Below are 25777 nucleotides of genomic sequence, written 5' to 3' on the forward strand. Positions count from 1 at the left end.
AGGAAGGTCATCAATGCAACTGACTGAACTGCAGATCGGACTGATCGCACTGGGCGTGGCGGGCATCGGCGCAGTGGTCGGCTACAACATGTGGCAGGAAAAGCGCCACCGCCAGACCGCCGAACGTGCACTGGGCGAAACCCATGCCGACGTGCTGATCGACCCGCCCGACGCGCCGCCCCGGCGCCTCGAACCCACGCTGGATTTCGACCTGAGCGACGACGCCGCGCCGATGTCAGACCCGTCGGCCACGCAGCCGGTGCGCCGCGACATGCAGGAGCCGATGCTGGCCGATGAATCCGTCACCGACATCACCGAGCCGCTGAAGTCGGTCGCCGGCTCGCCGGCCGACGCCGACCGCACGGTGGCGCAGTGGGCCACGGATGTTCCGACCGATGTTTCGACCAATGCCCCGCCTGAGCCGCTGGCCGACGGCTGGGCCGATCGGCAGGTGGAAGAGCTGATCACGATCGAATTCGAGGCGCCGGTGGCGGCGACCGAATTCCAGCGCACGTGGAATGACCTCACGCAGACCCTCGCCGTGACGATGCGCCTGCGCGGGCGCGACGAGCACGCCGGCCGCTGGTTGCCGCTGACCGCACAGACCGCGGGTGCGCTGTCGAAGGTCGAACTGGCGGTGCAGCTGGCGGATCGGCGCGGTGCGCTGTCGGAGGCGTCGGTGTCAGCGCTGGCCCATGCGCTGCAGGGCGTGGCCGACCGCTTCCTGGCGGTGGTGCATTTTCCGGACGTGCGCGAACTGCTCGGCCGGGCGCGCGAGCTGGACAGTTTCGCCGCGTCGGTCGACGTGCAGATCGGTCTCAATCTGGTCGCCGGCGAGTCGCTCATTTCCGGCACCAAGCTGCGCGGTCTGGCCGAGGCGCAGGGCTTCACGCTGAGCGGCGGCCAGTTCCACGCGCGCGACGATGTCGGCAACACGCTCTACACGCTGTGCAGCCTCGATGCCGAACAGTTTTCCGCCGACACGATGAAGGCGCTGCAGACCCAGGGCGTCACGTTGCTGCTCGACGTGCCGACCGTGGCCGACGGCGCGCGTCAGTTCGACCGCATGGTCATGGTGGCTGAACAGTTCGCGCACACGCTGGGCGCCAAAGTGGTGGACGACAACAGGCAGCCGCTGTCGCCCGCTTCGCTCGCGCTGATCCGCGGCAAGGTGGCCGAATTCCAGGGCCGCATGATCCAGTTCGGCATCAAGCCGGGCAGCGAATCGGCGAGCCGGCTGTTCAGCTGATGCCGTCGGCAGCATCGGCCACCGAGCGCGCAGCGGCGCTGCGCGCGCAGATCGCCCGGCACGACCGCCTGTATTACGAGCTCGACGCGCCGGAGATTCCCGACGCCGAATACGACAGGCTGTTCCGTGAACTGCAGGCGCTCGAAGCCGAACACCCGGCATTGCGCACGCCTGACTCGCCGACGCAGCGGGTCGGCGGCAAGCCGCTGCCCGCCTTCGCACCGGTGCGCCATGTCGTGCCGATGCTGTCCATCCGTACCGAAACCGATACCGAATCGACCGGTGCGCAGAATTTCGATGCGCGCGTGCGGCGCGAACTGAAGCTGGACGACACGCAGCCGCCGGTTGAGTACGCTGCCGAACTGAAGTTCGACGGCCTGGCGATCAATCTGCGCTACGAGCGCGGCGTGCTGGTGCTGGCCGCCACGCGCGGCGACGGCGAAACCGGTGAGGACGTGACGCAGAACGTACGCACCATTCACGAGGTGCCGCTGACCCTGGTGCCGCAGCCGCCTTCACAGCGGCCTTCGCTGTTCGATGCGCCCGGCTTGCCCGAGGTGCTTGAAGTGCGCGGCGAGGTCTACATGCGGCGCGATCGTTTCGATGCCTTCAACCTGCGCGCCGACGCGGCGGGCGAGAAGACGCTGGTCAATCCGCGCAATGCCGCGGCCGGCAGCATCCGTCAGCTCGATCCGGCCATCGCGGCGCGGCGCCCGCTGTCGTTTTTCGCCTATGGCCTCGGTGAGGTGCAGGGCTGGAACGTGCCGGCCACCCACGCGGGTGTGCTCGACGCGCTGGCGGCCTTCGGCCTGCCGGTGTGCGAACACCGCGCGGTCTGCAGCGGCGCCGACGCGCTGGCCGCCTTTCATGCGCGCATCGCCGAGGCGCGACCGGGCCTGCCGTTCGACATCGACGGTGTCGTGTACAAGGTGAACAGCCTGGCGCTGCAGCAGAAGCTCGGTTTCGTCACGCGCGAACCGCGCTGGGCGGTGGCGCATAAATATCCGGCGCAGGAAGCGCTGACCACGGTGCAGGACATCGAGGTGCAGGTCGGCCGCACCGGCAAGCTGACACCGGTGGCGCGGCTGGCGCCGGTGTTCGTCGGCGGCGTGACGGTCACCAAGGCCACGCTGCACAACGAATCCGAAATCCGCCGCAAGGATGTTCATGTCGGCGACACGGTCGTCGTGCGCCGCGCCGGCGACGTCATTCCCGAAGTCGTGTCGGTGTTGTCGGACAGACGGCCGCTGCATGCGCGGGCATTCTCCATGCCGATGAACTGCCCGGTGTGCGGCTCCGACGTGGTGCGCGAAGAAGGCGAAATCGACCACCGCTGCACCGGAGGTCTGTACTGCGCAGCGCAGCGCAAGCAGGCCCTGCTGCATTTTGCCGGCCGGCGGGCGATGGATGTCGAGGGGCTGGGCGACAAGCTGGTCGAGCAGCTGGTCGACGGCGGCCTGATCCGCAGCCTGCCCGACCTGTACCGGCTGGGCGTGCTGAAACTGGCCGAACTGGACCGCATGGCGGACAAGTCGGCCGAAAATCTGGTCGCCGCGCTGGAGAAGTCGAAGACGACGACGCTCGGCCGCTTCCTGTTCGCGCTCGGTATCCGCCATGTCGGCGAGGCTACTGCGAAGGATCTGGCGCGTCACCTGGGCAGCATGGACCGCATCATGGACGCCAGCGAAGCCGAACTGGCGCAGGTACCGGACGTCGGGCCGGTGGTGGCAGCGAGCATCCACCGCTTTTTCGCGCAGCCGCACAACCGCGAAGTGGTCGAACAGCTTCGTGCCTGCGGCATCGCGTGGGAAGAGGGCGAAATGCAGGTGGCCAGCGGCCCGCTGGTCGGCAAGACGGTGGTGCTGACTGGCGCGCTGCCGACGCTGTCGCGCGACGAGGCGAAAGATATGCTCGAGGCGGCAGGGGCGAAAGTGGCCGGTTCGGTCTCGAAAAAGACGGATTTTGTGGTGGCTGGCACGGATGCCGGCTCCAAACTCATCAAAGCGCAAGAACTGGGGATTACCATCCTCGATGAATCCGGGCTGCAGTCGCTGCTCGGCAACAGGGAGCCATAAGTAGATGAAATCAGTGCGTAAAGCCGTATTTCCGGTGGCTGGCCTCGGCAGCCGTTTCCTGCCCGCCACCAAGGCGAATCCGAAGGAAATGCTGCCGGTGGTCGACAAGCCGCTGATCCAGTACGCGGTGGAAGAGGCGGTTGCTGCAGGCTGCACCGACCTCATCTTCATCACCGGCCGCACCAAGCGTTCGATCGCCGACCATTTCGACAAGGCCTACGAGCTGGAACACGAGCTCGAAATGAAGCAGAAGACCGCACTGCTGGCGCTGTGCAACACGGTGCCCAAGCACGTCAATTGCATCTATATCCGCCAGTCGGAACCGCTCGGTCTGGGTCATGCGGTGCTGTGCGCCGCACCGGTGGTGAACGACGAGCCGTTTGCCGTGCTGCTGGCCGACGACCTGATCGATGGCGAGCCGCCGATCCTGAAGCAGATGACCGACATTTTCGACCGCTTCGGCCGCTCCATCCTCGGCGTGCAGCAGGTGCCGCGCAGTCAGACGGCGAGCTACGGCATCGTCAGCACGGACGCCGACGTAGGCGGGCTGTATGGCGTGACCGGCATCGTCGAGAAGCCGCAGCCCGAAGTGGCGCCGTCGACGCTGGCGGTGGTCGGCCGCTACATCCTGACACCGAGCATTTTCGATCACCTGCGCGCCCTGACGCCGGGTGCCGGCGGCGAACTGCAGCTGACCGACGCAATCGCCGCGCTGCTGGGCGAGGAAGCCGTGCTGGCCTACCCGTTCAAGGGCACGCGTTACGACTGCGGCTCCAAGCTCGGTTATCTGCAGGCAACGGTCGAACTGGCGCGCAAGCATCCGGAAGTCGGCGCCGCGTTTTCGGCCTGGCTGGACGCGCAGCACGCCGCAGCCGCCGACGCTGCGTGAGCCGTCTCGCCGATGCGCAGGCGCTGCTCGACGGCGCCGAACTGATCTGCGACGCGGCGCAGGTCGACGCCACGGTTGCCCGGCTGGCGCAGGAAATCACCGCCGCACTGGGCGACAGCTATCCGCTGCTGCTGTCGGTCATGGGCGGCGCTGTGGTGTTCACCGGCAATCTGCTGCCGCAGCTCGCCTTCCCGCTCGATTTCGATTACCTGCACGTCACGCGCTATGGCGACGACACGCAGGGCGGAGCGCTGCGCTGGATCAGCGAGCCGCGCATCCCGGTCGCCGGGCGCACCGTGCTGGTTCTGGACGATATCCTCGACGAGGGCATCACGCTGGCCGCGATTCGCCGCCACCTGCTCGACGCGGGTGCGCAACGCTGCCTGACCGCCGTGTTTTCCGACAAAATGATCGGGCGGACCAAGCCGATCAAGGCCGACTTCACCGGACTCGAATTGCCGGACCGCTACGTTTTCGGATACGGCATGGACGTGCGCGGTGCCTGGCGCAACCTCCCGGCCATTTACGCACTCAGGGAGTAGGCGATGGCCGAAGCGCTGCCGGTGTTTCTTGACGTCGAAGCGTCCGGTTTCGGCGCCGGCAGCTACCCGATCGAAGTCGGCTGCATCCTGCCCGATGGCCGCACCCTCTGCTGCCTGGTTCGCCCGCCGGACGGCTGGCAGCACTGGGACCAGAGCGCCGAAGCGGTGCACCACATCACGCGCGAAGTGCTGATGCAGCACGGCCTGCCGATCGAAGATGTCGTATGCCGTCTCGACGAGGCGCTGCGCGGCCAGGATGTCTACAGCGACGCCTGGGGCAACGACTACGCCTGGTTGTCCCGTCTGTACGACGAAGTGGATCGCGTGCCGCGCTTTCATCTGCGCAGCCTGCGGGAACTGCTGAGCGAGGCGCAGGCGGCGCGCTGGCACGAGGTGAAGAAGGAAGTCAGCGAAGCGCTGCACACCACCCGGCACCGCGCCAGCAACGACGCGCGGGTGCTGCAGGCGGCCTATGCGCGACTGTGCGCCGAACAGACACCGGTGTGCAGCGATCCGCAGTGACTGCACGCGCTGCGCGGCCGGCGGATAAAAAAAGGAGCGCCTGAGCGCTCCTTTTTTCGTTGCATGCCCCGGAAGATCAGGCTTCGTCGCGCGAGGCGCGCTTGCGCTCGTGTTCCTTCAGGTGACGCTTGCGCAGGCGGATCGTCTTCGGCGTGATTTCGACCAGTTCGTCGTCGGCGATGAATTCGATTGCCGATTCCAGCGTCAGCGAGATCGGCGGCACCAGGCGCACGGCTTCGTCGGTGCCCGACGCGCGTACGTTGGTCAGCTGCTTGCCCTTGATCGGGTTCACCACCAGATCGTTGTCGCGCGAGTGGATGCCGATGATCATGCCTTCGTACAGCACGTCACCGGGGCTGACGAACATGCGGCCGCGGTCCTGCAGATTCCACAGAGCGTAGGCGACGGCTTCGCCGTCGTTCTGCGAAATCAGCACGCCGTTGCGACGTTCCGACATCGCGCCGGCGACCGGACCGTAGTCGTCGAACACGTGGCTGGCCAGACCGGTGCCGCGCGTCAGGTTCAGGAATTCGCCCTGGAAGCCGATCAGGCCGCGCGCCGGAATGCGGTACTCGATGCGCACCCGGCCCTTGCCGTCCGGCTGCATGTCCTGCAGTTCGCCGCGGCGCCGACCGAGTTCTTCCATCACGCCGCCCTGATGGGTTTCTTCGACGTCGACAGTCAGCAGTTCGTAGGGCTCGCTTTTGACACCGTCGATTTCCTTGAACACCACGCGCGGGCGACCGACCGCCAGTTCGTAGCCTTCGCGGCGCATCGTTTCCAGCAGGATGGTCAGGTGAAGTTCGCCGCGACCCGACACGAGGAACACGTCCGAATCTTCGGTGTATTCGACGCGCAGTGCGACGTTCTTCAGCAGTTCCTTTTCGAGACGCTCGCGGATCTGGCGGCTGGTGACGTACTTGCCTTCACGACCGGCCTGCGGCGACGCATTCACCATGAAATTCATCGTCAGCGTCGGCTCGTCGACCGCGATCGGCTTCAGCGGCGCCGGCGATTCCGGGTCGCAGATGGTGACGCCGATATTCACCTGATCGATGCCCGACACCAGCACGATGTCGCCGGCGCTGGCCGATTCGGCCTGCGTGCGCTCCAGACCCTTGAAGGTCAGCACCTGGCCGACCTTGGCCTTGCCGCGCAGTTCTTCGCCGTAATAGACGGCGACTTCCTGGTTCGGCTTGATGCGGCCGCGCGTGATGCGACCGATGCCGAGCTGGCCGATGTAGGTGGAGTAATCGAGCGAACAGACCTGCAGCTGCAGCGGGCCGTCTTCATTGACTTCCGGCTGCGGCACGTTGTCGAGGATGGCCTGGAACAGCGGACGCATATTGGTGCCCGGCGTGCTCGAATCGAGCATCGCGAAGCCATTCAGCGCCGAGGCGAACACGACCGGGAAGTCGAGCTGCTCTTCGGTTGCGCCCAGTTTGTCGAACAGGTCGAAGGTGTGGTTGATCACCCAGTCCGGACGTGCGCCCGGGCGGTCGATCTTGTTCACCACAACGATGGGCTTGAGGCCGAGCGCGAGCGCCTTGCGGGTCACGAAGCGGGTCTGCGGCATCGGGCCTTCGACGGCATCGACCAGCAGCAGCACGCCATCGACCATCGACAGCACGCGCTCGACCTCGCCGCCGAAGTCGGCGTGGCCCGGGGTGTCAACGATATTGATGTGGGTGCCTTCGAACTCGATCGCGCAATTCTTCGACAGGATCGTGATGCCACGTTCCTTTTCGAGATCGTTCGAATCCATCACGCGCTCCGAAACCTGCTGGTGCGATGCGAAGGTGCCGGACTGGCGCAGCAGCTGGTCGACCAGCGTGGTCTTGCCATGATCGACGTGCGCGATGATGGCGATGTTGCGTATGGAGCGGGACATAGGAATGGTGCAGCGCAATAAGAAAAACACGCAAGTATAGCACAGCACGCAAGCCTTTTCCGGCGCCGCCTGTTGCCTCACCGGACGTCCGTTCCCAGACGGGCCTGCCGGCGCGATGCTCAAGGGCGTTGCACCTGTCGGAATTCATTACAGCCGGAGGGCCGGGCGGGAGTCATCTGCCCGCAGTGCGCGGCGGTGTGTCGGAGGCATGCTTATTGCTCCCTGCCTGTCCGCCTCACGATCGGCGCGCGCGCGTTGCCACAGCGAACGCTGTCGCGCAGTCGGGAAGGGCACCGGACGTGCACACACCATGCTCAGGGAGTCGTGCGAATCTGCATAGCCCACTTTCCTTTCTGCGCTGCAGCAGCGTCAGCGAGCGTCTCCGCCAAGGCTGAAGTCGTCGCAGCAACAGGTCTGCGCATCCGCGCGACCTGCATTTCCGGCTGAAAGGGTATGCAATGAATTTCAAGCGGCACACGGCATGTGCAACGGCAGCGATCGCACTCGGACTGGCGTCGGCGGGTCCGGCGCACGCCGCATCGGCGAGCGCGACGCTGGAATGGTTCAGCTTCGACACGCGCGTGATCGCGCTGGCTGACATCGACCCGGTCTTCACGCCCGGCAGCGTTTTCGGGAGTACGGCCTACGTCAATCTGTTCAATGGTGCGCAGCAGTCGGCGATGGACAGCGATGACTGGAGCACCGACCTTTCGGCGTCATTGACCGGGGCGACGGCCACGATTGCCGGGGCCGAGGTGCCGCCGAAAACGGGCAACTTCGACGTGAATCCGCAGGAAAGGCTGTGGGCCGACGTCCGTGGCACGACGGCGGCAGGCGCCGACACCCAGAGAACCGTCGATTTCACGCTCGGCGCGCAGACCCTGGTGTTGTTCTCGGTCGACTATCGGCTCGCGGTCGACACGACCGGGCTCGATCCGATGACCTCGTTCGTGAACACGTACGCATCGCTGTTCGGGTACGCCAATGGTGAAAGCTTTCAGGCACTGGTGCAGGCCGGTGGCTCGGTTCCGGCCGACAACGGTGTCCGGCAGGGCCGGCTGGTGCTGGCGGTCGCCAACGCGAGCGATGACGAGAAATCGTACGTCCTCAGCGCCACCGCGGCCGCCTATATCTATGCGCCGGTACCCGAGGCAGACAGCAGCGTGATGTTCATCGCAGGCCTGCTGATGCTTGGTGGCGTGCTCGTGCGCCGTCGCCAGACCGCACGCGCTTAAGGCGTCTTGCCGCCCTGAATCGCCCGGTGAAAGCCGGGCTTTTTTTCGCCTGATAGACTGCGCGACCCGGGACAAAGGAGTGCATCCATGCTGGCGATCATCGGTGGCAGCGGTCTGACGCAGCTGGCCAATCTTGACGTCACCCGTCGTGAAGTGGTGCGTACGCCCTACGGCGAGCCATCCGGCCCGCTGACCTTCGGCCGGCTGGCCGGACGCGATCTGGTATTCATCGCGCGCCACGGTTACGGTCATACCATTGCGCCGCACCGCGTGAACTACCGCGCGAACATTTCGGCGCTGCGCAGCGTCGGCGTGGCGCGCATCGTGTCCGTCGCCTCGGTCGGCGGCATCCGGGCCGATCTCGGGCCGGGCACGCTGGTGGTGCCGGACCAGATCATCGATTACACATGGGGCCGTCACAGCACCTTCTTCGATGGCCACGATGGGCAGGTGAAGCACATCGATTTCACCGAGCCCTACGACGCCACCCTGCGCCGGGCGCTGCTTGATGCCGCGGCGCGGGCCGGCGAGCAGGTGGTCGATGGAGCCGTCTATGCCGCAACCCAGGGACCGCGTCTGGAGACGGCGGCGGAAATCAATCGGCTGGAGGGCGACGGCGCACATCTCGTCGGCATGACCGGCATGCCTGAAGCGGTGCTGGCGCGCGAGGCAGGTCTGGCCTATGCGGCGATCAATGTCGTGGTCAATCACGCAGCAGGGCGCGGCGATTCGCTGCACGGCATCGAAATGTCGGCCATCGAGGACATGCTGCAGGAAGCGATGACGCGCGTGCGCCGCCTGCTCGAAGCCCTGTGCGCGAACGGGGAGTGCGCATGATCCGCGACATCCTGCGCATGGGTGACCCGCGGCTGCTGCGCGTGGCGCAGCCGGTCACGCGCTTCAACTGCCCGGAACTCGATGCGCTGGTGCAGGACCTGATCGACACCATGCAGGCGGCCGATGGCGCCGGACTTGCAGCGCCGCAGATCGGCGTGGATCTGCGGGTCGTGGTGTTCGGCGGCTCACCGTCGGTGCGCTATCCCGAGGCACCGGTCGTGCCGTTCACCGTGCTGGTCAATCCGGTGCTGACACCGCTCGGCAAGGAAATGGAAGAGGGCTGGGAAGGCTGCCTGTCGGTGCCCGGCCTGCGCGGCGTCGTGGCGCGCCATGCCCGGCTGCACTACAGCGGCTTCGATCCGCAGGGCACGCCGATCGAGCGCGAGGTCGATGGCTTTCACGCCCGGGTGGTGCAGCATGAGTGCGACCATCTCGATGGCGTGCTGTACCCGATGCGGGTACGTGACTTCAGCCGATTCGGCTACACCGAGGTGCTGTTTCCCGATCAGGACGCCAGCGACGACTGAGCGGCCGCGTGCTGCGCGGCCCACGCTTCGAGTTCGGCGGCCGGCAGCGGCTTGCTGAACAGGTAGCCCTGCACGCATTCGCAGCCCAGATTGTCGAGGAAGGCGAGCTGGGCGTCCGTTTCCACACCTTCGGCCACCACGCTGAGCCCCAGGTTCTGCGCCAGACTGATTGTCGCCGCGCAGATGGCCGCGTCGTCCGGATCGCTTTCGATGTCCTTCACGAACGAGCGGTCGATCTTCAGTCGCTGCAGCGGCATCAGTTTCAGATGGCTCAGCGATGAATAGCCGGTTCCGAAATCGTCGATCGCCAGTTCGACGCCCAACTCGCGCAACTGGCCGAGCATGCGCAGCGTGGCCTCCGGGTTGTCCATGGCCACGCTTTCGGTGATTTCAAGTTCGAGCTCGCCCGGGCGCAGGCCGTGCCGATTCAGCGTGTCCTCGACCTGGTACAGCAGGTTCTTCGAGCGCAGCTGGCGCGCCGACAGATTGACCGATACCCGCAGCATCAGGCCCTGATCCTTCCAGCGGCTCAGCTGCCAGCAGGCCTCCTGCAGGATCCATTCGCCGAGCTTGATGATCAGGTCGCTCTCTTCGGCGATCGGAATGAAGCTGTTCGGCGGTACCAGACCGCGCTCCGGATGCTGCCAGCGCACCAGTGCCTCTACGCCGACCAGCCGGCCACTGGCGACTTCTATCTGCGGCTGGTAGTGCAGCACGAACTGACGGGATTCGATCGCATGGTGCAGGCTGCCCTGCAGGGCCAGCCGCTCGCTGGCATTGGCCGACATGCTCTGGTCGAAGAACTGGTAGTTGTTCCGGCCTGCGGCCTTCGCGTGATACATCGCGGTATCCACGTTGCGCAGCAGCGTATCGACCGAGGTGCCGTCATTCGGGAACACGCCGATGCCGACGCTGGGCGTCGAGTGCAGCCGGTAGGCCTCGACCTGATACGGCGCCGACAGCGCCGAAACGATCTTCTCCGCGACGGCGGCAGCGGTGAGCGTCGAGGCCATGTCGGTCACCAGCACGACGAATTCGTCGCCGCCCAGTCTCGCCACCACATCACTCAAGCGCACACAGCAGAGCAGCCGCTGCGCGACATCCACCAGCAGCGCGTCGCCCACGTGATGACCGAGCGTGTCGTTGATGTCCTTGAAGTGGTCCATGTCGATCATCATCACGGCAATCAGCGTGCCGTGCCGGCGCGCTTCGGCCATCGCCTGTTCCATGCGGCCCTGCAGGCTGAGCCGGTTCGGAAGCCCGGTCAGCGCGTCGTGGTGAGCCAGATGATGGATCTTGCGTTCGGCGGCCTTGCGTTCGCTGATGTCACTGAAGGAGTGTACGTAATGGACGTCGCCGCCCTGCCCGCCGACCGGGTAGATGCTGAGTCGCTTCGGATAGGTTTCGCCGTCGGCGCGTCGGTCGTCCAGTTCGCCCGACCAGTCGCCGCCGGCGTCGATGCGTTGCGCAAAGGACGCGTGACTCGACGCGTCGTAGGGCGTCGACACCACGGTTGATGCAAGCTTGCCGAGCACGGCTTCGCGCGTCAGGCCGGTGAGTTTCAAAAATGCCGGGTTGACCGACACGATGCGATCCCCTTCGTCGGTCACCACGATGGCTTCGTTCGAACTCTGGATCACGCTGGCGGCCAGCGACAGATCGGCGTCGCGCAGCCGGATGCGCCGGATCTGCAACTGCCCGAGACCGAGCAGGCCCGCGATCGCAACAGACACCAGGCTGCCGGCCATCCATATGCTGATGACGCGGGTGTCCTGCAGCGCGCCGCGCCAGCCGCCAACCGGCACCGCGGCCAGCTGCCAGCGCGCGTTGTCCGGCAGCACGACATCGACCTTGACCGGGTCGAGGCTGAAGATGTCCGGTTCGCCATGGATGACTTCGCCGTCTGCGCCCATGCCGTCACGACCGCGCAGGGCGTAGCGGACGCTCTGGTTCGCATCCAGCAGTCCGCTTGCCTTGAGCAGGGTGTCGAATCGCAGCACGATGGACGCCAGTCCCCAATACCTTTCCGGGCGTCCATCCGCCGCAGGCAGATAGATCGGAAAGCGGTTGATCAGACCGACGCCGCCCTGCACCAGATCGAGCGGGCCGGCGAGCACGAAGCGCCGGCTTTCCATCATCTTGAGCACCGCATCGCGTTGCGTCGGATGGTCCAGATAGCGCAGGCCGAGCGCAGCTTCGTTGCCGGCGAGCGGATTGACGAAGCGCAGCACGTTGTCAGGCGCCAGCGCAATGCTGCGTACGTGGCGTCCGTAGGCCAACATGCGTTCGCTTACCCGGTTGAAGGCATCGGCGGTGATGGCGGGGTTGGCGGCTACGTAACTGACCAGGCCGAGTGACAGATGCGCGGCACTGTTGATTTCGCTCTCCAGCCGCGCCCGCACGACGCCCGCCTGGGCGGCGACTTCACCGCGCTGGCGCTGCAGCATCTGGTCCGCTTCGACATCGGCGATGTAGGCGGTCAGCGCCAGTCCCGACAGCAGCGCGATCAGGGCGACCGCCAGCGGCTTGCTCCGGTCAAGCAGGGACAGGCGACGTGGGTTGTACGTGGAGAAACTCAACGGTCAGATCCGGTTCGTGCGCAAGGTTTTCAGGGCGTGATCGAGCGCCTGTGAGCGATCTTTTTCGGGTGTCCGGAAGCGATGTCGGTATGGGGTGTATGGATGGTGTGTCTGGAGCATAGCGCCGATTCACGCCGTGCCGAACGGCTTCACTACAGGATAGCGAGTTCTCCGAGCAGCTCCTGCTCGAGTCTGATCAGCGTCGTGCTTTTTTCCAGTTCGGCACCGGAAACGAGAAACACGTCTTCCACCCGGTCGCCGAGCGTGGTGATCTTGGCGGTGTGCAGATTGATGTGGTGCGCGGCCAGCACGCGGGCGACCGAATAGAGCAGCCCGGGACGGTCGGCGGCCGTGACGTGCATGATGTGGTGCTGCTTGCGTTCGTCCGGCTTGATCAGCACTTCGGGCGTGATCGGGAAGTGCCTGACCTCGCGTGACAGCCGGCCGGTGACCGGTTGCTCTGCAAGCGTCTGGTTCTGCAGTCGTTCAGCCAGCCCGGTTTCGATCAGCGCAATCATGTCGCGCGAATTCAGGTGCCGGTTCGGATCGAGCAGGATGAAGCTGTCCAGCGCGTGCCGGTCGGTCGTGGTGTGGATCTTCGCATCGGCGATGCTGTAGCCGAGCCGGCCGAAGAAGCCGCACAGGCGCATGAACAGATCGGGCTGGTCGGGTGCATAGACCATCACCTGCAGGCCGTCGCCGACCTGATTGGGTCGCGCCTTGACGACCGGTGTGCTGGCGTTGGCCTGGAAGTAGAGCATGCGCGTGTGCCAGGCGATTTCGTCCGCCTCGTGCCGCATGAAGTACACGGTGTCGAGTCTGGCCCAGAACTCGTTTTCGATGCCTTCGCGCAGGCCGAAGTAGCGCAGCAGGTGGCGTGCTTCCTCCTGCCGGTCGGGCGTGCCGGATGCGCCCGGACTTTCGCCCTGAAGGACGCGCAGGGTCGAGAAGTAGAGGTCCTCCAGCAGTTTGCCGCGCCAGGCATTCCACACCTTGGGACTGGTGCCGCGGATGTCGGCATGGGTCAGGATGTACAGCGCCGTCAGACGACGTTCGGTGCGCACCAGCGCGGCGAAGGCGCGGATGGTGTCCGGGTCGGACAGATCCTGCTTCTGTGCGACCGATGACATCGACAGATGGTGCTCGACCAGGAACACCACCAGTTCGGCGTCTTCGGCATCGATGCCGTGCTGCATGCAGAACAGGCGTGCGTCGCGCATGCCCAGCTGCGAATGGTCGCCGCCGCGGCCCTTCGCGATATCGTGGAACAGCGCCGACAGATAGAGCAGCCAGCGTCGTTCGAATGCGGTGATCAGACGCGACAGCAGCGGATATTCGTGCGCGTGCTCGGCCATCGTGAAACGGCGCACGTTGCGCATCACCTGCAGGATGTGCTGGTCGACGGTGTAGACATGAAACAGGTCGTGCTGCATCTGGCCGACGATGCGGCCGAAGGCAGGCAGATAGCGGCCGAGGATCCCGTACTGGTTCATGCGGCGGATTTCATGCACCAGGCCACGTGTCTGCTGGAACAGCGACAGGAACAGCATGCGGTTCTGCGGGTCGCGCCGGAACTTCGCATCGATCAGGCGGCGCGCCCGCCACAATCCGCGCAGCGTGCGCGCCGTCATGCCCTTGAGTTCGCGGTGCGTCTGCAGCAGCGTGAAACATTCGAGCAGTGCGCTCGGCGTGCGCTCGAATACGTCCTCCGACACCACGTCGAGCAGTTCCCGGCTGGACTGAAAGCGCGCATTGATCGGCTGCACGACGGTGTCGTCGGACGGAAACAGCGCGGCGGAGATGTTCTGCAGCAGGATGGTGTTCAGCTGGGTGATCATCTTCGCGCTGCGGTAGTAGCGCTGCATGAACACTTCGGAGGCGCGGCGGGTCGGCGTGGCCTGCATGCCGAACGCCGCAGCCAGCGCTTCCTGGTGGTCGAAGATCAGCCGGTCTTCGCGCCGGCGGGCGATCAGGTGCAGCCGGACCCGGGTGTCGCGCATGAAACGTTCGATCCGATGCAGCTGGCGCGATTCGGTCGGCGTGATCAAACCGCGCGCAGCCAGTTCGGCCCAGGTCGAGCCGAACCGGCTGGCGCGCGCGATCCACTGGATCACCTGCAGATCGCGCAGCCCGCCCGGACTTTCCTTGCAGTTCGGCTCCAGGCTGTAAGGGGTTTCCTGATAGCGCTGGTGGCGTTCGTCCTGCTCCAGGCGCTTGGCCTTGAAAAAGCTGCCCGGATCGCGCTGGGTCGCCAGCGCGTGGCTCAGTTCGCGGAACATGCGGCGGGAGCCGGCCAGCAGGCGCGCTTCGAGCAGCGTGGTTTCGACCGTGATGTCGCGCGACGCCTCGTCTACGCACTGGCCGACCGACCGGACGCTGTGGCCGATATCCAGACCGATGTCCCACAACAGGCCGACCAGCATTTCCAGCCGCGCTTCGATGTCCGGCGACAGCTGCGGCGGGGTCAGGAACAGCAGGTCGACGTCCGACGCCGGATACAGCTCGCCGCGACCATAGCCACCGACGGCAACCAGCGCCGCCGAGCGCGGCATGCCGGCAGCGGCCCAGAGCTGGCGCAGGGCGGCATCGACCGCGCGGGCGCGGTCGCGCAGCAGGCGCTGGCTGTTGCCGTCACGTTCGAACGTTTCACGCAGCCGTTGCTGGGCCGCCGACAGCTCGGCACGCAGCGTGGCCGCCAGCAGGCGCAGCGCATCGGTACCGGCCGGGGCATCCACCCGTCAGGCCGCTCCGCGGATGTCGCCGATCAGCGCTGGCGGGGGTGGGCAGCCGTCGGACACGGTCAACACCTCGTAACCGTCGTCGGTGACGACCACCGTATGTTCCCACTGCGCAGACAGCGTGCGGTCGCGCGTGACGATGGTCCAGCCATCCGCCAGTTCGGACACCGCGGCGCGGCCGGCATTCACCATCGGCTCGATGGTGAAGATCATGCCGGGCTGCAGTTCCATGCCGGTGCCGGGCTTGCCGTAGTGGAGCACCTGCGGATCCTCGTGGAACTTGCGACCGATGCCGTGACCGCAGAATTCGCGCACCACCGAAAATCCGTTCGTTTCGGCATGCCGCTGTATCACGTGACCGATATCGCCCAGGCGCGCACCCGGTCTGACGCGGGAGATGCCGAGCCACAGACATTCGAAGGTGATCTGGCACAGCCGGCTGGCCTGCTTGCTGACTTCGTTGCCGACCATGAACATGCGGCTGGTGTCGCCGTGAAAGCCATCCTTGATCACCGTGATGTCCAGGTTGACGATGTCACCCTTCTTCAGCGCACGCGGTGCCGGAACGCCGTGGCACACGACATGATTGACCGACGTGCAGATCGACTTCGGGAACGGGCTGTAGCCCGGCGGCGCGTAGTTGAGCGGCGCCGGGATGGTTTTCTGCTCATTCACCATGTAGTCGTGGCACAACCGGTCAAGTTCTTCGGTCGTGATGCCGGGCTGGACATGCGGTTCGATGAAATCGAGCACCTCTGACGCCAGCTTGCACGCGACGCGCATGCTCTCGATTTCTTCCGCAGTCTTGATGGTGACGCTCATAGGGGTAACGGCTCTTCAAATACGCTCGGGGACCACTCAGGTTAGCCGAAGCGCCCGACGGCGGCAAACGCTTGCGTGCCGGACTGCTTGAGTTTGTTGCACTGCGACTGCTAGAATCGTGGGCTGTTTGATTCCAGTACCTATCAGGTACGTCAGACAAATCCACACGCCCGGTGCTGCCGTTGATACGGCAGCTCGACCGATAGGGTGCGTAGCCGGACATTGCGGCTGCGAACACGGCCGGGCGGAGGTTAAACCCTGATCGGAGACTTCAATGTCCGTATCCATGCGTGAAATGCTGGAGGCGGGTGTCCATTTCGGACATCAGACCCGCTTCTGGAACCCCAAGATGGCCCCGTACATTTTCGGCCATCGCAACAAGATTCACATCATCAACCTGGAAAAGACGGTTGCCCGCTACAACGAGGCAATGGCCTTCATCCGCCGCATGTCCTCCAACAAGGGCACCATCCTGCTGGTCGGCACCAAGCGCCAGGCCCGTGAAATCGTGGCAGAAGAAGCGCAGCGCGCAGGCGTGCCGTACGTCGATGAGCGCTGGCTCGGCGGCATGCTGACCAACTTCAAGACGCTGAAGCTGTCGGTCAAGCGCCTGAAGGACCTCGAGCAGCTGGTCGAGGACGGCAGCATGGAACGCATGCCGAAGAAGGAAGCCCTGGTACTGCAGCGCGAGCTGATCAAGCTGCAGAAGAGCATCGGCGGCATCAAGAACATGAACGGCCTGCCGGATGCGCTGTTCGTGATCGACGTCGGTTTCCACAAGATCGCCATCACGGAAGCCAACAAGCTCGGCATTCCGGTGATCGCGGTGGTCGATACCAATCACTCGCCGCTCGGCGTGGACTACGTGATTCCGGGCAACGACGACTCGAGTCGTGCCATTCGCCTGTACGCATCGGGCGTGGCTGACGCCATCCTGGAAGGTCGCAACAGCGCCGCCCAGGATCTGGTCGCACAGCTCAAGGGCGACGACGAATTCGTCGAGGTCGAAGCCGAAGCGGAACCGCAGGCCTGATGAACCGTCCCGGCGGCCGCTCGCGCGGTTGCCGGGTGTTTGACGAATTGCAAGAACAGTTGATGGAAGGCGGGACTCAGCATGGCGGAAATCACCGCAGGAATGGTCAAGGAGCTGCGTGAGAAGACCGACGCTCCGATGATGGAATGCAAGAAGGCGCTGACCGAAGCCGGTGGCGACCTGCAGAAGGCAGAAGAAATCCTTCGCGTGAAACTGGGTAACAAGGCCAGCAAGGCCGCTGCCCGTGTGACGGCCGAAGGCATTGTCGGCCTCTATCTGTCGGCCGACGGCAAGCTTGCCGCGATGGTCGAAGTCAATTGCGAAACCGACTTCGTGGCGAAGAACGACGATTTCCTCGCCCTGGTCAATGGCAGCGCAAAGCTGATCGCCGAGCACAACCCGGCTGACGTCGCCGCGCTGTCGGCGCTGCCGATGGGCGAAGGCACGGTCGAGTCGACGCGCGCTGCGCTGGTCGGCAAGATCGGTGAAAACATGTCGATCCGCCGTTTCGTGCGCATTGCCGCCGAAGGCAAGGTCGCCAGTTACGTTCATGGCGGCTCGAAGATCGGTGTGCTGGTCGATGTCGTCGGGGGCGACGAAGCGCTCGCCAAGGATCTGGCGATGCACATTGCCGCGTCGAAGCCGAAGTCGCTCGACTCGAGTGGCGTGTCGGCCGACTTGATCGAAGCCGAACGTCGCGTCGCGATCGAAAAGGCGCGCGAAGCCGGCAAGGCGGAAGAGATGATCACCAAGATCGCCGAAGGCTCGGTGCAGAAGTTCCTGAAGGAAGTGACGCTGCTCGGCCAGGTTTTCGTCAAGGCCGAAGACGGCAAGCAGACCATCGAGCAGCTGCTGAAGGCGAAGTCGGCGAAGATCGCCGGCTTCACGCTCTACCTGGTCGGTGAAGGCATCGAGAAGAAGACGACCGACTTCGCTGCCGAAGTGGCCGCACAGGCCGCTGCAGCCGCTGCAGCACGCTGAAGGAGCCTGCATGACTGTTGCCTACCGCCGGATACTGCTGAAACTGTCGGGTGAGGCCCTGATGGGCGACGACGACTACGGCATCAGCCGCGACATGCTTGCCCGCATCGTTGCGGAGATCGCCGAAATCCGCGCCCTGGGCGTCGAAGTGGGTGTGGTGATCGGCGGGGGCAACATTTTCCGCGGTGTGGCGGGCGGCGCGGCCGGCATGGACCGCGCCACAGCCGACTACATGGGCATGCTGGCGACGGTGATGAACGCGCTCGCGCTGGGCGATGCAATGCGTCAGGCCGGTGTTGCCGCACGGGTTCAGTCGGCGCTGAGCATCGAGCCGGTCGTCGAGTTCTACATCCGAGGCAAGGCGATCCGCTATCTGGAAGAAGGCAAGGTCGTCATTTTCGCCGCCGGTACGGGCAACCCCTTCTTCACGACCGACACGGCGGCTGCGCTGCGCGGACGCGAAATCGAGGCGGAGATCGTGCTCAAGGCGACCAAGGTCGACGGCGTGTACAGCGCCGACCCGATGAAGGTGCCCGATGCGACCCGCTACGAGCGCATCAGCTTCGACGAGGCGATCAGCCGCGACCTCAAGGTGATGGACGCCACGGCGCTCGCCTTGTGCCGCGACCAGCAACTGCCGATCAAGGTGTTCAGCATTTTCAAGCCGGGCGCACTCAAGCGCGTGGTGATGGGCGAAGACGAGGGCACGCTGGTCCATATATAGTGGTGCGTGTTTTGCGCTCGCCATGGCTCAACAGGCTGCCGACGAGCGGCCGCAACTTCCAACAAGAGGCGACTTCATGATCCCCGAGTTGAAGAAAACCACAGAACAGAAGATGCAGAAGACGCTGGAGTCGCTCAAGGCCGACTTCGGCAAGGTGCGCACCGGTCGCGCCCACACCGGCATCCTCGACCACATCCAGATCGATTACTACGGCACCATGGTGCCGCTGAGTCAGGTGGCCAATGTCACGCTGATCGACGCGCGCGCCATTGGCGTACAGCCGTGGGAAAAGAAGCTGTTGCCGGTGGTCGAGAAGGCCATCCGCGATTCCGACCTGGGCCTGAACCCGTCGGCGATGGGCGATGTGGTGCGCGTGCCGATGCCTGCGCTGACCGAAGAGCGGCGCAAGGAACTGATCAAGGTGGTGCGCGGCGAAGCCGAAAACGGCCGCATCGCGGTGCGCAACCTGCGCCGTGACGCAAACAGCGTGCTGAAGGACGCCGTCAAGGCCAAAACCATTTCGGAAGATGACGAGCGGCGCACGCAGGACGACATCCAGAAGCTGACCGACCGCTACATTTCGGAGGTCGACAAGCTGCTCGCGCAGAAAGAACAAGACCTGATGGCGGTCTGAGGCCGAACCCGCATCGTGTCCTCGCGCTCCAGCAAGCCGGTCGACGGCGGCAACCTGCCGGTTCCGCAGCACATCGCCATCATCATGGACGGCAATGGCCGGTGGGCGCGGCGCCGCTTCATGCCGCGGGTGGCCGGGCACCGCAAGGGGGTCGAAGCCGTGCGCGCCGTGGTGTCGCGCTGCGCCGAGCGCGGCGTCGGCTACCTCACGTTGTTCGCGTTCAGCTCGGAAAACTGGCGTCGTCCGCCGGAAGAGGTGAGCTTCCTGATGCAGCTGTTCATGCGTGCACTGGAAGAGGAGGTCGTCCGCCTGCACGAGAACTCGATACGGCTGCGCGTCATCGGTGACCTGTCGCGCTTCGAACCCAAACTGATCGACATGATCCGCAGCGCCGAAGCGCTGACCGCCGGCAATACCGGGCTCAACCTCACGGTTGCCGCAAATTACGGCGGCCGCTGGGACATCCTGCAGGCGACCGAATGCATGCTGAAGGCAAATCCCTCGCGGCGCGAAGGATTCGTCGAGAGTGATCTGACCCCGCATCTGGCGATGGCCTACGCGCCGGAACCTGACCTGTTCATCCGCACCGGCGGCGAACAGCGCATCAGCAACTTCCTGCTCTGGCAACTGGCTTATACCGAGCTGTATTTCACCGACAAGCTGTGGCCCGAATTCAACGGGTCGGCGGTCGATGAAGCCATCGCGTCCTTCCAGCAGCGCGAACGCCGTTTCGGACGCACCAGCGAACAGGTGCAGGCTGCCACCGCAGCCGCGCTCGGCGCGGTCGGCCGGCATGCTTAAGCAGCGGGTACTGACCGCCATCGCATTGCTGGCAGGTCTGTACGCTGCACTGACCCTGCTCGATCTGACCGCCTGGGGCTGGCTGGTGGCGGTCATCCTCGGTCTCGCCGGCTGGGAGTGGGGACGTCTGAGCGGTCTTGCCCCCGGCGGTGCCATCGGTTCCGGCGTGATCACCTTCCTGCTCGTTGCGGCTGCCGCGGCGTTCGCCTTCGGCCCGACCGGCGTGCTGCCGGAGGCCATGCGTCCGCTCTCCGCCCTGCACGCGCTCGCCATCGCATTCTGGCTGGTGGTCGTCCCGGCATGGATGTGGCGCGGCGGCCGTCCGTCGGCCTTCTGGATGGCGCTGACCGGTGTGGTCGTGTTGCTGCCGCCTGCGCTGGCGCTGATACAGCTGCGCGCACAGGGTCTCGTGCCGCTGCTGTTGCTGATGGCCGTGGTGTGGATCGCCGACATCGCCGCATATTTCACCGGTCGAGCGTTCGGCCGGCACAAGCTTGCGCCGGCGATCAGCCCGGGCAAGACCTGGGAAGGTGCCTTCGGCGCGGTGATCGCCGTGCAATGCTATGGTCTGGCGATAAAGCCGCTACTGTTCGCCGAGGCCGACATGCCCGCCTGGCTGGTCTGGTCGGTGATACTGATGCTGCTGACCGCGGTCAGCATCGTCGGTGACCTGTTCGAGTCGATGATGAAGCGCCAGGCCGGCATCAAGGACAGCAGTCAGCTACTGCCCGGTCATGGCGGCGTACTCGATCGTGTCGACAGCCTGACTGCAACGCTGCCGCTGATCGGATTTGCCCTGCTCAACCTACTTCCCGGAGCGCAGACGTGATGCGCAGACTGACCATACTCGGCGCCACCGGATCGATCGGCGTCAGCACGCTGGATGTCGTGGTGCGGCACCCCGATCGTTTCGAGGTGGTGGCGCTGTCCGGCCACCGCCAGATCGACAAGCTGGCCGAGCAATGCCTCGCCTTTGCACCGAAAGTCGCCGTGGTGGCGGACGCCGGTGCCGCCGATACCCTGCGTGGCATGCTGGCGGGGCGAGTGCCGACCGAGGTGATGCATGGCAGCGAAGCGCTCGAAATGATTGCCGCGCTGCCCGAGGTCGACACCGTCATGGCGGCCATCGTCGGTGCCGCCGGTCTGCGTCCGACGCTGGCCGCCGCACGCTCGGGCAAGCGCATCCTGCTGGCCAACAAGGAAAGCCTCGTCATGTGCGGTGCGGTGTTCATGCACGAGGTGGCATCGAACGGCGCCACGCTGCTGCCGATCGACAGCGAGCACAACGCGGTTTTCCAGTGCATGCCGACGCAGGGCAGGGCCGGTGTGCGCCGCATCCTGCTGACCGCATCGGGCGGTCCGTTCCGCTGCACGCCACTCGATCAGCTTGACCACGTGACGCCGGATCAGGCATGCGCGCATCCGAACTGGGAAATGGGGCGCAAGATTTCCGTCGATTCGGCGACCATGATGAACAAGGGTCTCGAGGTGATCGAGGCGCACTGGCTGTTCGACACGCCGGCCGAACGCATCGATGTGGTGATCCATCCGCAGAGCATCGTGCATTCGATGGTTGAATACGTCGACGGCTCGGTGCTGGCGCAGATGGGCAATCCGGACATGCGCACGCCGATCGCGCATGCACTGGCCTGGCCGGAACGCATCGAGTCCGGGGTCGGTGCGCTCGATCTGGCCATGTCGGCCAATCTCGTGTTCGAACGCCCGGATCTGGACCGCTTCCCCTGTCTCCGGCTCGCGTTTGCCGCGCTGGCCGCCGGACAGGGCACGCCGGCCGTACTGAATGCCGCCAATGAAGTGGCGGTCGCGGCTTTCCTGGAACGTCGGCTTGGTTTCCGTGCCATAGCAGACGTGATTGCCGAAACACTGGATACGCTGCCCGACATGCCTGCCACCACACTCGACGACGTATTTGCCGCCGACGCCGCTGCCCGTCAGACGGCGCAGCGCGCCATCAGGGCGCGCACTTGAGCCCCTTCTTCTACGCCGGCGCCTTTGTTCTGGCGCTGGGCATCCTCATCACGGTGCACGAGCTGGGCCACTACAGCATCGCCCGGCTGTGCGGCGTCAAGGTGCTGCGCTTTTCGATCGGCTTCGGTCGGCCGCTGTTGTCGCGTCGCTTCGGGCCGGACCGTACCGAGTGGGTGCTGGCGCTGTTTCCGCTCGGTGGTTACGTCAAGATGCTGGATGAACGCGAAGGCGAGGTCGCTGCATCGGAGCTTCCACGTGCCTTCAACCGACAGAGCGTGGGACGCCGTTTCGCCATCGTGTCGGCCGGGCCGATCGCCAATTTCCTGCTGGCCATCCTGATCTACTGGGGCCTGTTCATCAACGGCATGGAAGAGCTTCGCCCGCTGCTCGCTGCGCCGGTGGCCGGCACGCCGGCGGCGGTGGCCGGCGTGACCGAGGGCGAACTGGTGCGCTCGATCAACGGCAAGGACGTCGTGTCCGCCCAGGATCTGCGCTGGAGCGTTGCACAGGCGGCGCTGCATGGCGGCACGCTGGTGATGGAAACGATCAGCGAGCGCAACGAAATCAACAGCCGGCGCATCGACCTGTCGGGCATCGGTTCCGAGGTGGACGCCAGTCTGATGGATCGCGCCGGCCTCACGCTGTTCCGGCCGCGCATCGATCCGGTGGTCGCAACAGTGGCTGACGACAGCGCTGCCGGCAAGGCCGGCATGCGCCCGGGTGACCGCATCGTGGCGATCGACGGCAAGCCGGTCGATGACTGGGCTTCCATGGTCGGCATCGTCCGCGAGCTGGGCGGCCGCCTGGTGGAGATCCAGGTGCTGCGCGAGGGCGTCGCAATGGATCTGAAGGCCGACGTGGTCGCGGTGGAAGAGGGCGGCCAGCGTTTCGGCCGACTTGGCGTGACGCCCGAAACACCTGAAGGACTGCGCGAGCGGCTGTTCGTCAGGGCGCAACACGGCGTGATCGAATCGTTCGGTCTTGCGGTCACGCAGACCTGGGATACGGCGCTGTTCAGCCTCAAGGCATTCGGCCGCATGATCACCGGCGACCTGTCGTGGAAAAACCTCAGCGGACCGGTGACGATTGCCGACTATGCAGGCCAGTCTGCCGCCATGGGCGCGCTGCATTACATCAAGTTCATCGCCCTCATCAGCATCAGTCTGGGCGTGCTGAACCTGCTGCCCGTGCCGCTGCTGGACGGTGGGCACTTGATGTACTATACGGTCGAATTTATCAAGGGCGGCCCGGTGTCTGAAAGAGTCATGGAAATCGGCCAGCAGATCGGTCTGGCCTTGCTGCTGATGCTCATGGCGTTCGCCTTCTACAACGATATCAATCGGCTTTTCGGTTGACTGCCCGCTGAAATTCCCCATGCGCAAGTTTTTGCTTCCCGCCCTGCTCGCGGGATTGTTGTCGGCTCATGCGTTCGCCTTCGAACCCTTCGTGGTGCGGGACATCCGGGTCGAAGGCATCCAGCGCACCGAAGCGGGTACGGTATTCAGCTACCTGCCGGTGAAGGTCGGCGAGACATTCACCGAAGACAAGGCGGCAGAAGCCATCAAGGCACTGTTCGCGACCGGCTTCTTCAAGGACGTGCGGGTTGAAGTCGAAGGCGATGTGCTGGTCGTGGTCGTGGACGAACGGCCGGCTATTGCGTCGCTCGAATTCGTCGGCATGAAGGAATTCGACAAGGACACGATCAAGAAGGCCATGCGGGACTTCGGCCTCGCCGAATCACGCATCCTCGACCGCAGCGTGCTCGAGCGGTCCGAGCAGGAAATGAAGCGGCAGTACCTGACGCGCGGGCTGTACTCGGTTGACGTCAAGACGACGACGACGCCGCTGGAACGCAACCGCGTCGCGGTCACCTTCGAAATCAACGAGGGGGCTGCGGCCAAGATCAAGCAGATCAACATCGTCGGTGCGAAGTCCTTCAAGGAGAAGGACCTGCTGAAGCTGCTGAGCCAGAGCACCGGCGACTGGCTGAGCTGGTACAACAAGAACAATCAGTACTCGCGCCAGAAGCTGAGCGCCGACGTCGAAACGCTGCGCAGCCACTACCTCGACCGCGGTTATCTCGAGTTCAACGTCGACTCGACGCAGGTGTCGATCACGCCGGACAAGCAGGACATCTACATCACGATTTCGATCACCGAAGGCGAGAAGTACACCGTCGGCGGTGTCAAGCTTTCGGGCGAGTTGCTGATTCCCGAAGAAGAATTGCGGGGCCTGGTCAAGCTGAATGCCGGAGAGGATTTCTCGCGCAAGAAGCTGACCGAAACGACCAAGGCGATCAGTGATCGCCTGGGCAATGACGGCTACGCCTTCGCCAACGTCAATGCGGTGCCAGAACCGGATCGCGAAAAGCGCACCGTGTCGTTCAACGTATTCGTCGATCCGGGCCGCCGGGTCTATGTACGGCGGATCAACGTTGCCGGCAACACCAAGACGCGCGACGAGGCGGTGCGGCGGGAATTCCGCCAGATGGAAGGCGCGTGGTACGACGGCGAGCGGATCAACCGGTCGAAATCGCGGGTTGACCGTCTGGGCTACTTCGACGGTGTCACCGTCGAAACGCCTGCGGTACCGGGAACCACCGACCAGGTCGACGTCAATCTGACGGTGAAGGAAAAGCCGACCGGCAATCTGGCGTTCGGCGCCGGCTTCTCCAGTTCGGAAAACCTGATCCTGTCCACGTCGGTGTCGCAGCAGAACCTGTTCGGCAGCGGCAAATCGCTGTCGCTGGGCCTGAACAGCGGCAGCATCAACAAGACCTATTCGCTGTCCTTCACAGATCCGTATTACACGCCGGACGGCATATCGCGCGGTTTCGACGTGTATCTGCGCAACGTCGATCCGTCGCGTCTGCGCATCGGCAATTACCGCACGTCATCGGTCGGCGCCGGCCTGCGCTGGGGGTTCCCGATCCGCGAAGACGACCGCATCAATTTCGGCCTCGCAGTCGATCAGACCAGCATCGACACCTTCAGCAACAGCCCGCAGCGCTACCTGAACTTCGTCAACGAGTTCGGCGATTCCAACACCTCGCTGGTGGGCACGATTGGCTGGGCGCGCGATACGCGCGACAGCGTGATCTACCCGACCAAGGGATCGACGCAGCGGGTGAACGTCGAAGTGTCGCTGCCGCCCGGATCGCTGCGCTATTACAAGGCGTCCTACCAGCATCAGCGCTACTTTCCGCTGTTCTGGGATTTCGTCCTGATGCTCAACGGTGATGTGGGCTATGGCGATGGATACAGCGACAAGCCGCTGCCTTTCTACAAGAACTACTTCGCGGGCGGTATCGGCTCGGTGCGCGGTTTCCAGACCTCGTCACTCGGCGAACGGGATCGCGACGCCGCCGGCAACATCCTGTTCAATACGGTGGGTGGCAATCGACGCATCGTCGGCAACGCCGAGCTGCTGTTCCCGTTGCCCGGCTCGCAGGACAAGACCCTGCGGCTGGGTACATTCATCGATGCAGGGCAGGTCTGGGCGTCCGGCGACACGCTGAGCCTGGGCGATTTGCGCTATAGTGCGGGCCTTTCCGTGGCATGGAGCTCGCCCATGGGGCCGTTGAAGTTCAGCATTGCGCAACCTCTCAACAAGGAACCCACGGATCGCCTCCAGCGCTTCCAGTTCCAGCTCGGCAGTACTTTCTGAACCTCGAATACCACGAATGAACAGGTCAAGCACTTTCTCACGT

The 25777-nt window shown here is 64.8% G+C and carries 21 protein-coding genes; 17 read left to right on the forward strand and 4 right to left on the reverse strand.

Annotated features, from left to right (window positions below; genetic code table 11):
• Positions 1–13: 13 nt before the first annotated feature.
• Genes ACTIFF_RS10785 through ACTIFF_RS10805 form a run of 5 tightly spaced genes read left to right on the forward strand, consistent with a single transcriptional unit; the run spans position 14 to position 5277 of the window.
• Positions 14–1249 carry a cell division protein ZipA C-terminal FtsZ-binding domain-containing protein gene (locus tag ACTIFF_RS10785; RefSeq protein WP_439536830.1) on the forward strand — a complete coding sequence of 412 codons (1236 nt, stop codon included), beginning with the start codon at positions 14–16 and terminating at the stop codon, positions 1247–1249.
• Complete coding sequence (gene ligA / locus ACTIFF_RS10790) at positions 1249–3324, forward strand: NAD-dependent DNA ligase LigA (RefSeq protein WP_439536831.1); 2076 nt, start codon at positions 1249–1251, stop codon at positions 3322–3324. The genes ACTIFF_RS10785 and ligA overlap by 1 nt, the downstream gene beginning before the upstream one ends.
• A gap of 4 nt (positions 3325–3328) precedes the next feature.
• Positions 3329–4213 (forward strand): UTP--glucose-1-phosphate uridylyltransferase GalU, encoded by an 885-nt coding sequence (galU, locus tag ACTIFF_RS10795; RefSeq protein ID WP_257081766.1) that lies wholly within the window; start codon positions 3329–3331, stop codon positions 4211–4213.
• The gene (locus tag ACTIFF_RS10800; RefSeq protein ID WP_439536832.1) at positions 4210–4755 is read left to right on the forward strand and encodes a hypoxanthine-guanine phosphoribosyltransferase; all 546 of its coding nucleotides are present in this window, start codon (positions 4210–4212) and stop codon (positions 4753–4755) included. Before galU ends, ACTIFF_RS10800 begins: the two co-directional genes overlap by 4 nt.
• A gap of 3 nt (positions 4756–4758) precedes the next feature.
• Positions 4759–5277: a 3'-5' exonuclease gene (locus tag ACTIFF_RS10805; protein WP_439536833.1), complete on the forward strand. Its 519-nt coding sequence runs from the start codon at positions 4759–4761 to the stop codon at positions 5275–5277.
• A gap of 76 nt (positions 5278–5353) precedes the next feature.
• On the opposite strand, the gene typA is transcribed toward ACTIFF_RS10805, so the two are convergent.
• Positions 5354–7168 carry a translational GTPase TypA gene (typA, locus tag ACTIFF_RS10810; RefSeq protein WP_439536834.1) on the reverse strand — a complete coding sequence of 605 codons (1815 nt, stop codon included), beginning with the start codon at positions 7166–7168 and terminating at the stop codon, positions 5354–5356.
• A 458-nt stretch (positions 7169–7626) separates the two neighbouring features.
• Between typA and ACTIFF_RS10815 the strand changes: the two genes are divergently transcribed.
• From ACTIFF_RS10815 to def, 3 genes are all read left to right on the forward strand, one after another.
• Positions 7627–8403 (forward strand): hypothetical protein, encoded by a 777-nt coding sequence (locus ACTIFF_RS10815; protein WP_439536835.1) that lies wholly within the window; start codon positions 7627–7629, stop codon positions 8401–8403.
• An 87-nt stretch (positions 8404–8490) separates the two neighbouring features.
• On the forward strand, positions 8491–9240 hold the full coding sequence (locus ACTIFF_RS10820; protein ID WP_439536836.1) for an S-methyl-5'-thioinosine phosphorylase: 750 nt from the start codon (positions 8491–8493) through the stop codon (positions 9238–9240).
• Positions 9237–9767, forward strand: coding sequence for a peptide deformylase (gene def / locus ACTIFF_RS10825; RefSeq protein WP_439536837.1), 531 nt, complete (start codon positions 9237–9239; stop codon positions 9765–9767). Before ACTIFF_RS10820 ends, def begins: the two co-directional genes overlap by 4 nt.
• Here the strand turns inward: def and ACTIFF_RS10830 are convergent.
• The 3 genes from ACTIFF_RS10830 to map form a co-directional block, all read right to left on the reverse strand.
• Positions 9746–12346, reverse strand: coding sequence for a bifunctional diguanylate cyclase/phosphodiesterase (locus ACTIFF_RS10830; RefSeq protein WP_439536838.1), 2601 nt, complete (start codon positions 12344–12346; stop codon positions 9746–9748). The two genes, def and ACTIFF_RS10830, sit on opposite strands and share 22 nt — an antisense overlap.
• A 152-nt stretch (positions 12347–12498) precedes the next feature.
• Positions 12499–15081, reverse strand: coding sequence for a [protein-PII] uridylyltransferase (locus ACTIFF_RS10835; protein ID WP_439536839.1), 2583 nt, complete (start codon positions 15079–15081; stop codon positions 12499–12501).
• A gap of 3 nt (positions 15082–15084) precedes the next feature.
• Positions 15085–15906 carry a type I methionyl aminopeptidase gene (map, locus tag ACTIFF_RS10840; RefSeq protein ID WP_439536840.1) on the reverse strand — a complete coding sequence of 274 codons (822 nt, stop codon included), beginning with the start codon at positions 15904–15906 and terminating at the stop codon, positions 15085–15087.
• Positions 15907–16180: 274 nt separating this feature from the next.
• Between map and rpsB the strand changes: the two genes are divergently transcribed.
• From rpsB to bamA, 9 genes are all read left to right on the forward strand, one after another.
• The gene (rpsB, locus tag ACTIFF_RS10845; RefSeq protein ID WP_439536841.1) at positions 16181–16939 is read left to right on the forward strand and encodes a 30S ribosomal protein S2; all 759 of its coding nucleotides are present in this window, start codon (positions 16181–16183) and stop codon (positions 16937–16939) included.
• A gap of 81 nt (positions 16940–17020) precedes the next feature.
• The gene (gene tsf / locus ACTIFF_RS10850; RefSeq protein WP_257081756.1) at positions 17021–17920 is read left to right on the forward strand and encodes a translation elongation factor Ts; all 900 of its coding nucleotides are present in this window, start codon (positions 17021–17023) and stop codon (positions 17918–17920) included.
• 10 nt (positions 17921–17930) lie between these two features.
• Complete coding sequence (gene pyrH / locus ACTIFF_RS10855) at positions 17931–18644, forward strand: UMP kinase (protein WP_439536842.1); 714 nt, start codon at positions 17931–17933, stop codon at positions 18642–18644.
• A 76-nt stretch (positions 18645–18720) separates the two neighbouring features.
• On the forward strand, positions 18721–19278 hold the full coding sequence (gene frr / locus ACTIFF_RS10860; RefSeq protein ID WP_439536843.1) for a ribosome recycling factor: 558 nt from the start codon (positions 18721–18723) through the stop codon (positions 19276–19278).
• A gap of 15 nt (positions 19279–19293) precedes the next feature.
• Complete coding sequence (gene uppS / locus ACTIFF_RS10865) at positions 19294–20079, forward strand: polyprenyl diphosphate synthase (protein ID WP_439536844.1); 786 nt, start codon at positions 19294–19296, stop codon at positions 20077–20079.
• A complete protein-coding gene (locus tag ACTIFF_RS10870; RefSeq protein ID WP_439536845.1) occupies positions 20072–20908 on the forward strand; it encodes a phosphatidate cytidylyltransferase in 837 nt (278 codons plus the stop codon). Before uppS ends, ACTIFF_RS10870 begins: the two co-directional genes overlap by 8 nt.
• The gene (gene ispC / locus ACTIFF_RS10875) at positions 20908–22068 is read left to right on the forward strand and encodes a 1-deoxy-D-xylulose-5-phosphate reductoisomerase (protein WP_439536926.1); all 1161 of its coding nucleotides are present in this window, start codon (positions 20908–20910) and stop codon (positions 22066–22068) included. The genes ACTIFF_RS10870 and ispC overlap by 1 nt, the downstream gene beginning before the upstream one ends.
• Positions 22065–23423: an RIP metalloprotease RseP gene (gene rseP / locus ACTIFF_RS10880; protein WP_439536846.1), complete on the forward strand. Its 1359-nt coding sequence runs from the start codon at positions 22065–22067 to the stop codon at positions 23421–23423. The genes ispC and rseP overlap by 4 nt, the downstream gene beginning before the upstream one ends.
• Positions 23424–23442: 19 nt before the next feature.
• Positions 23443–25734, forward strand: coding sequence for an outer membrane protein assembly factor BamA (gene bamA / locus ACTIFF_RS10885; protein ID WP_439536847.1), 2292 nt, complete (start codon positions 23443–23445; stop codon positions 25732–25734).
• Positions 25735–25777 lie beyond the last annotated feature (43 nt).

The organism is Methyloversatilis sp., from assembly GCF_051861465.1.
In the GTDB taxonomy this organism is placed as follows: domain Bacteria; phylum Pseudomonadota; class Gammaproteobacteria; order Burkholderiales; family Rhodocyclaceae; genus Methyloversatilis.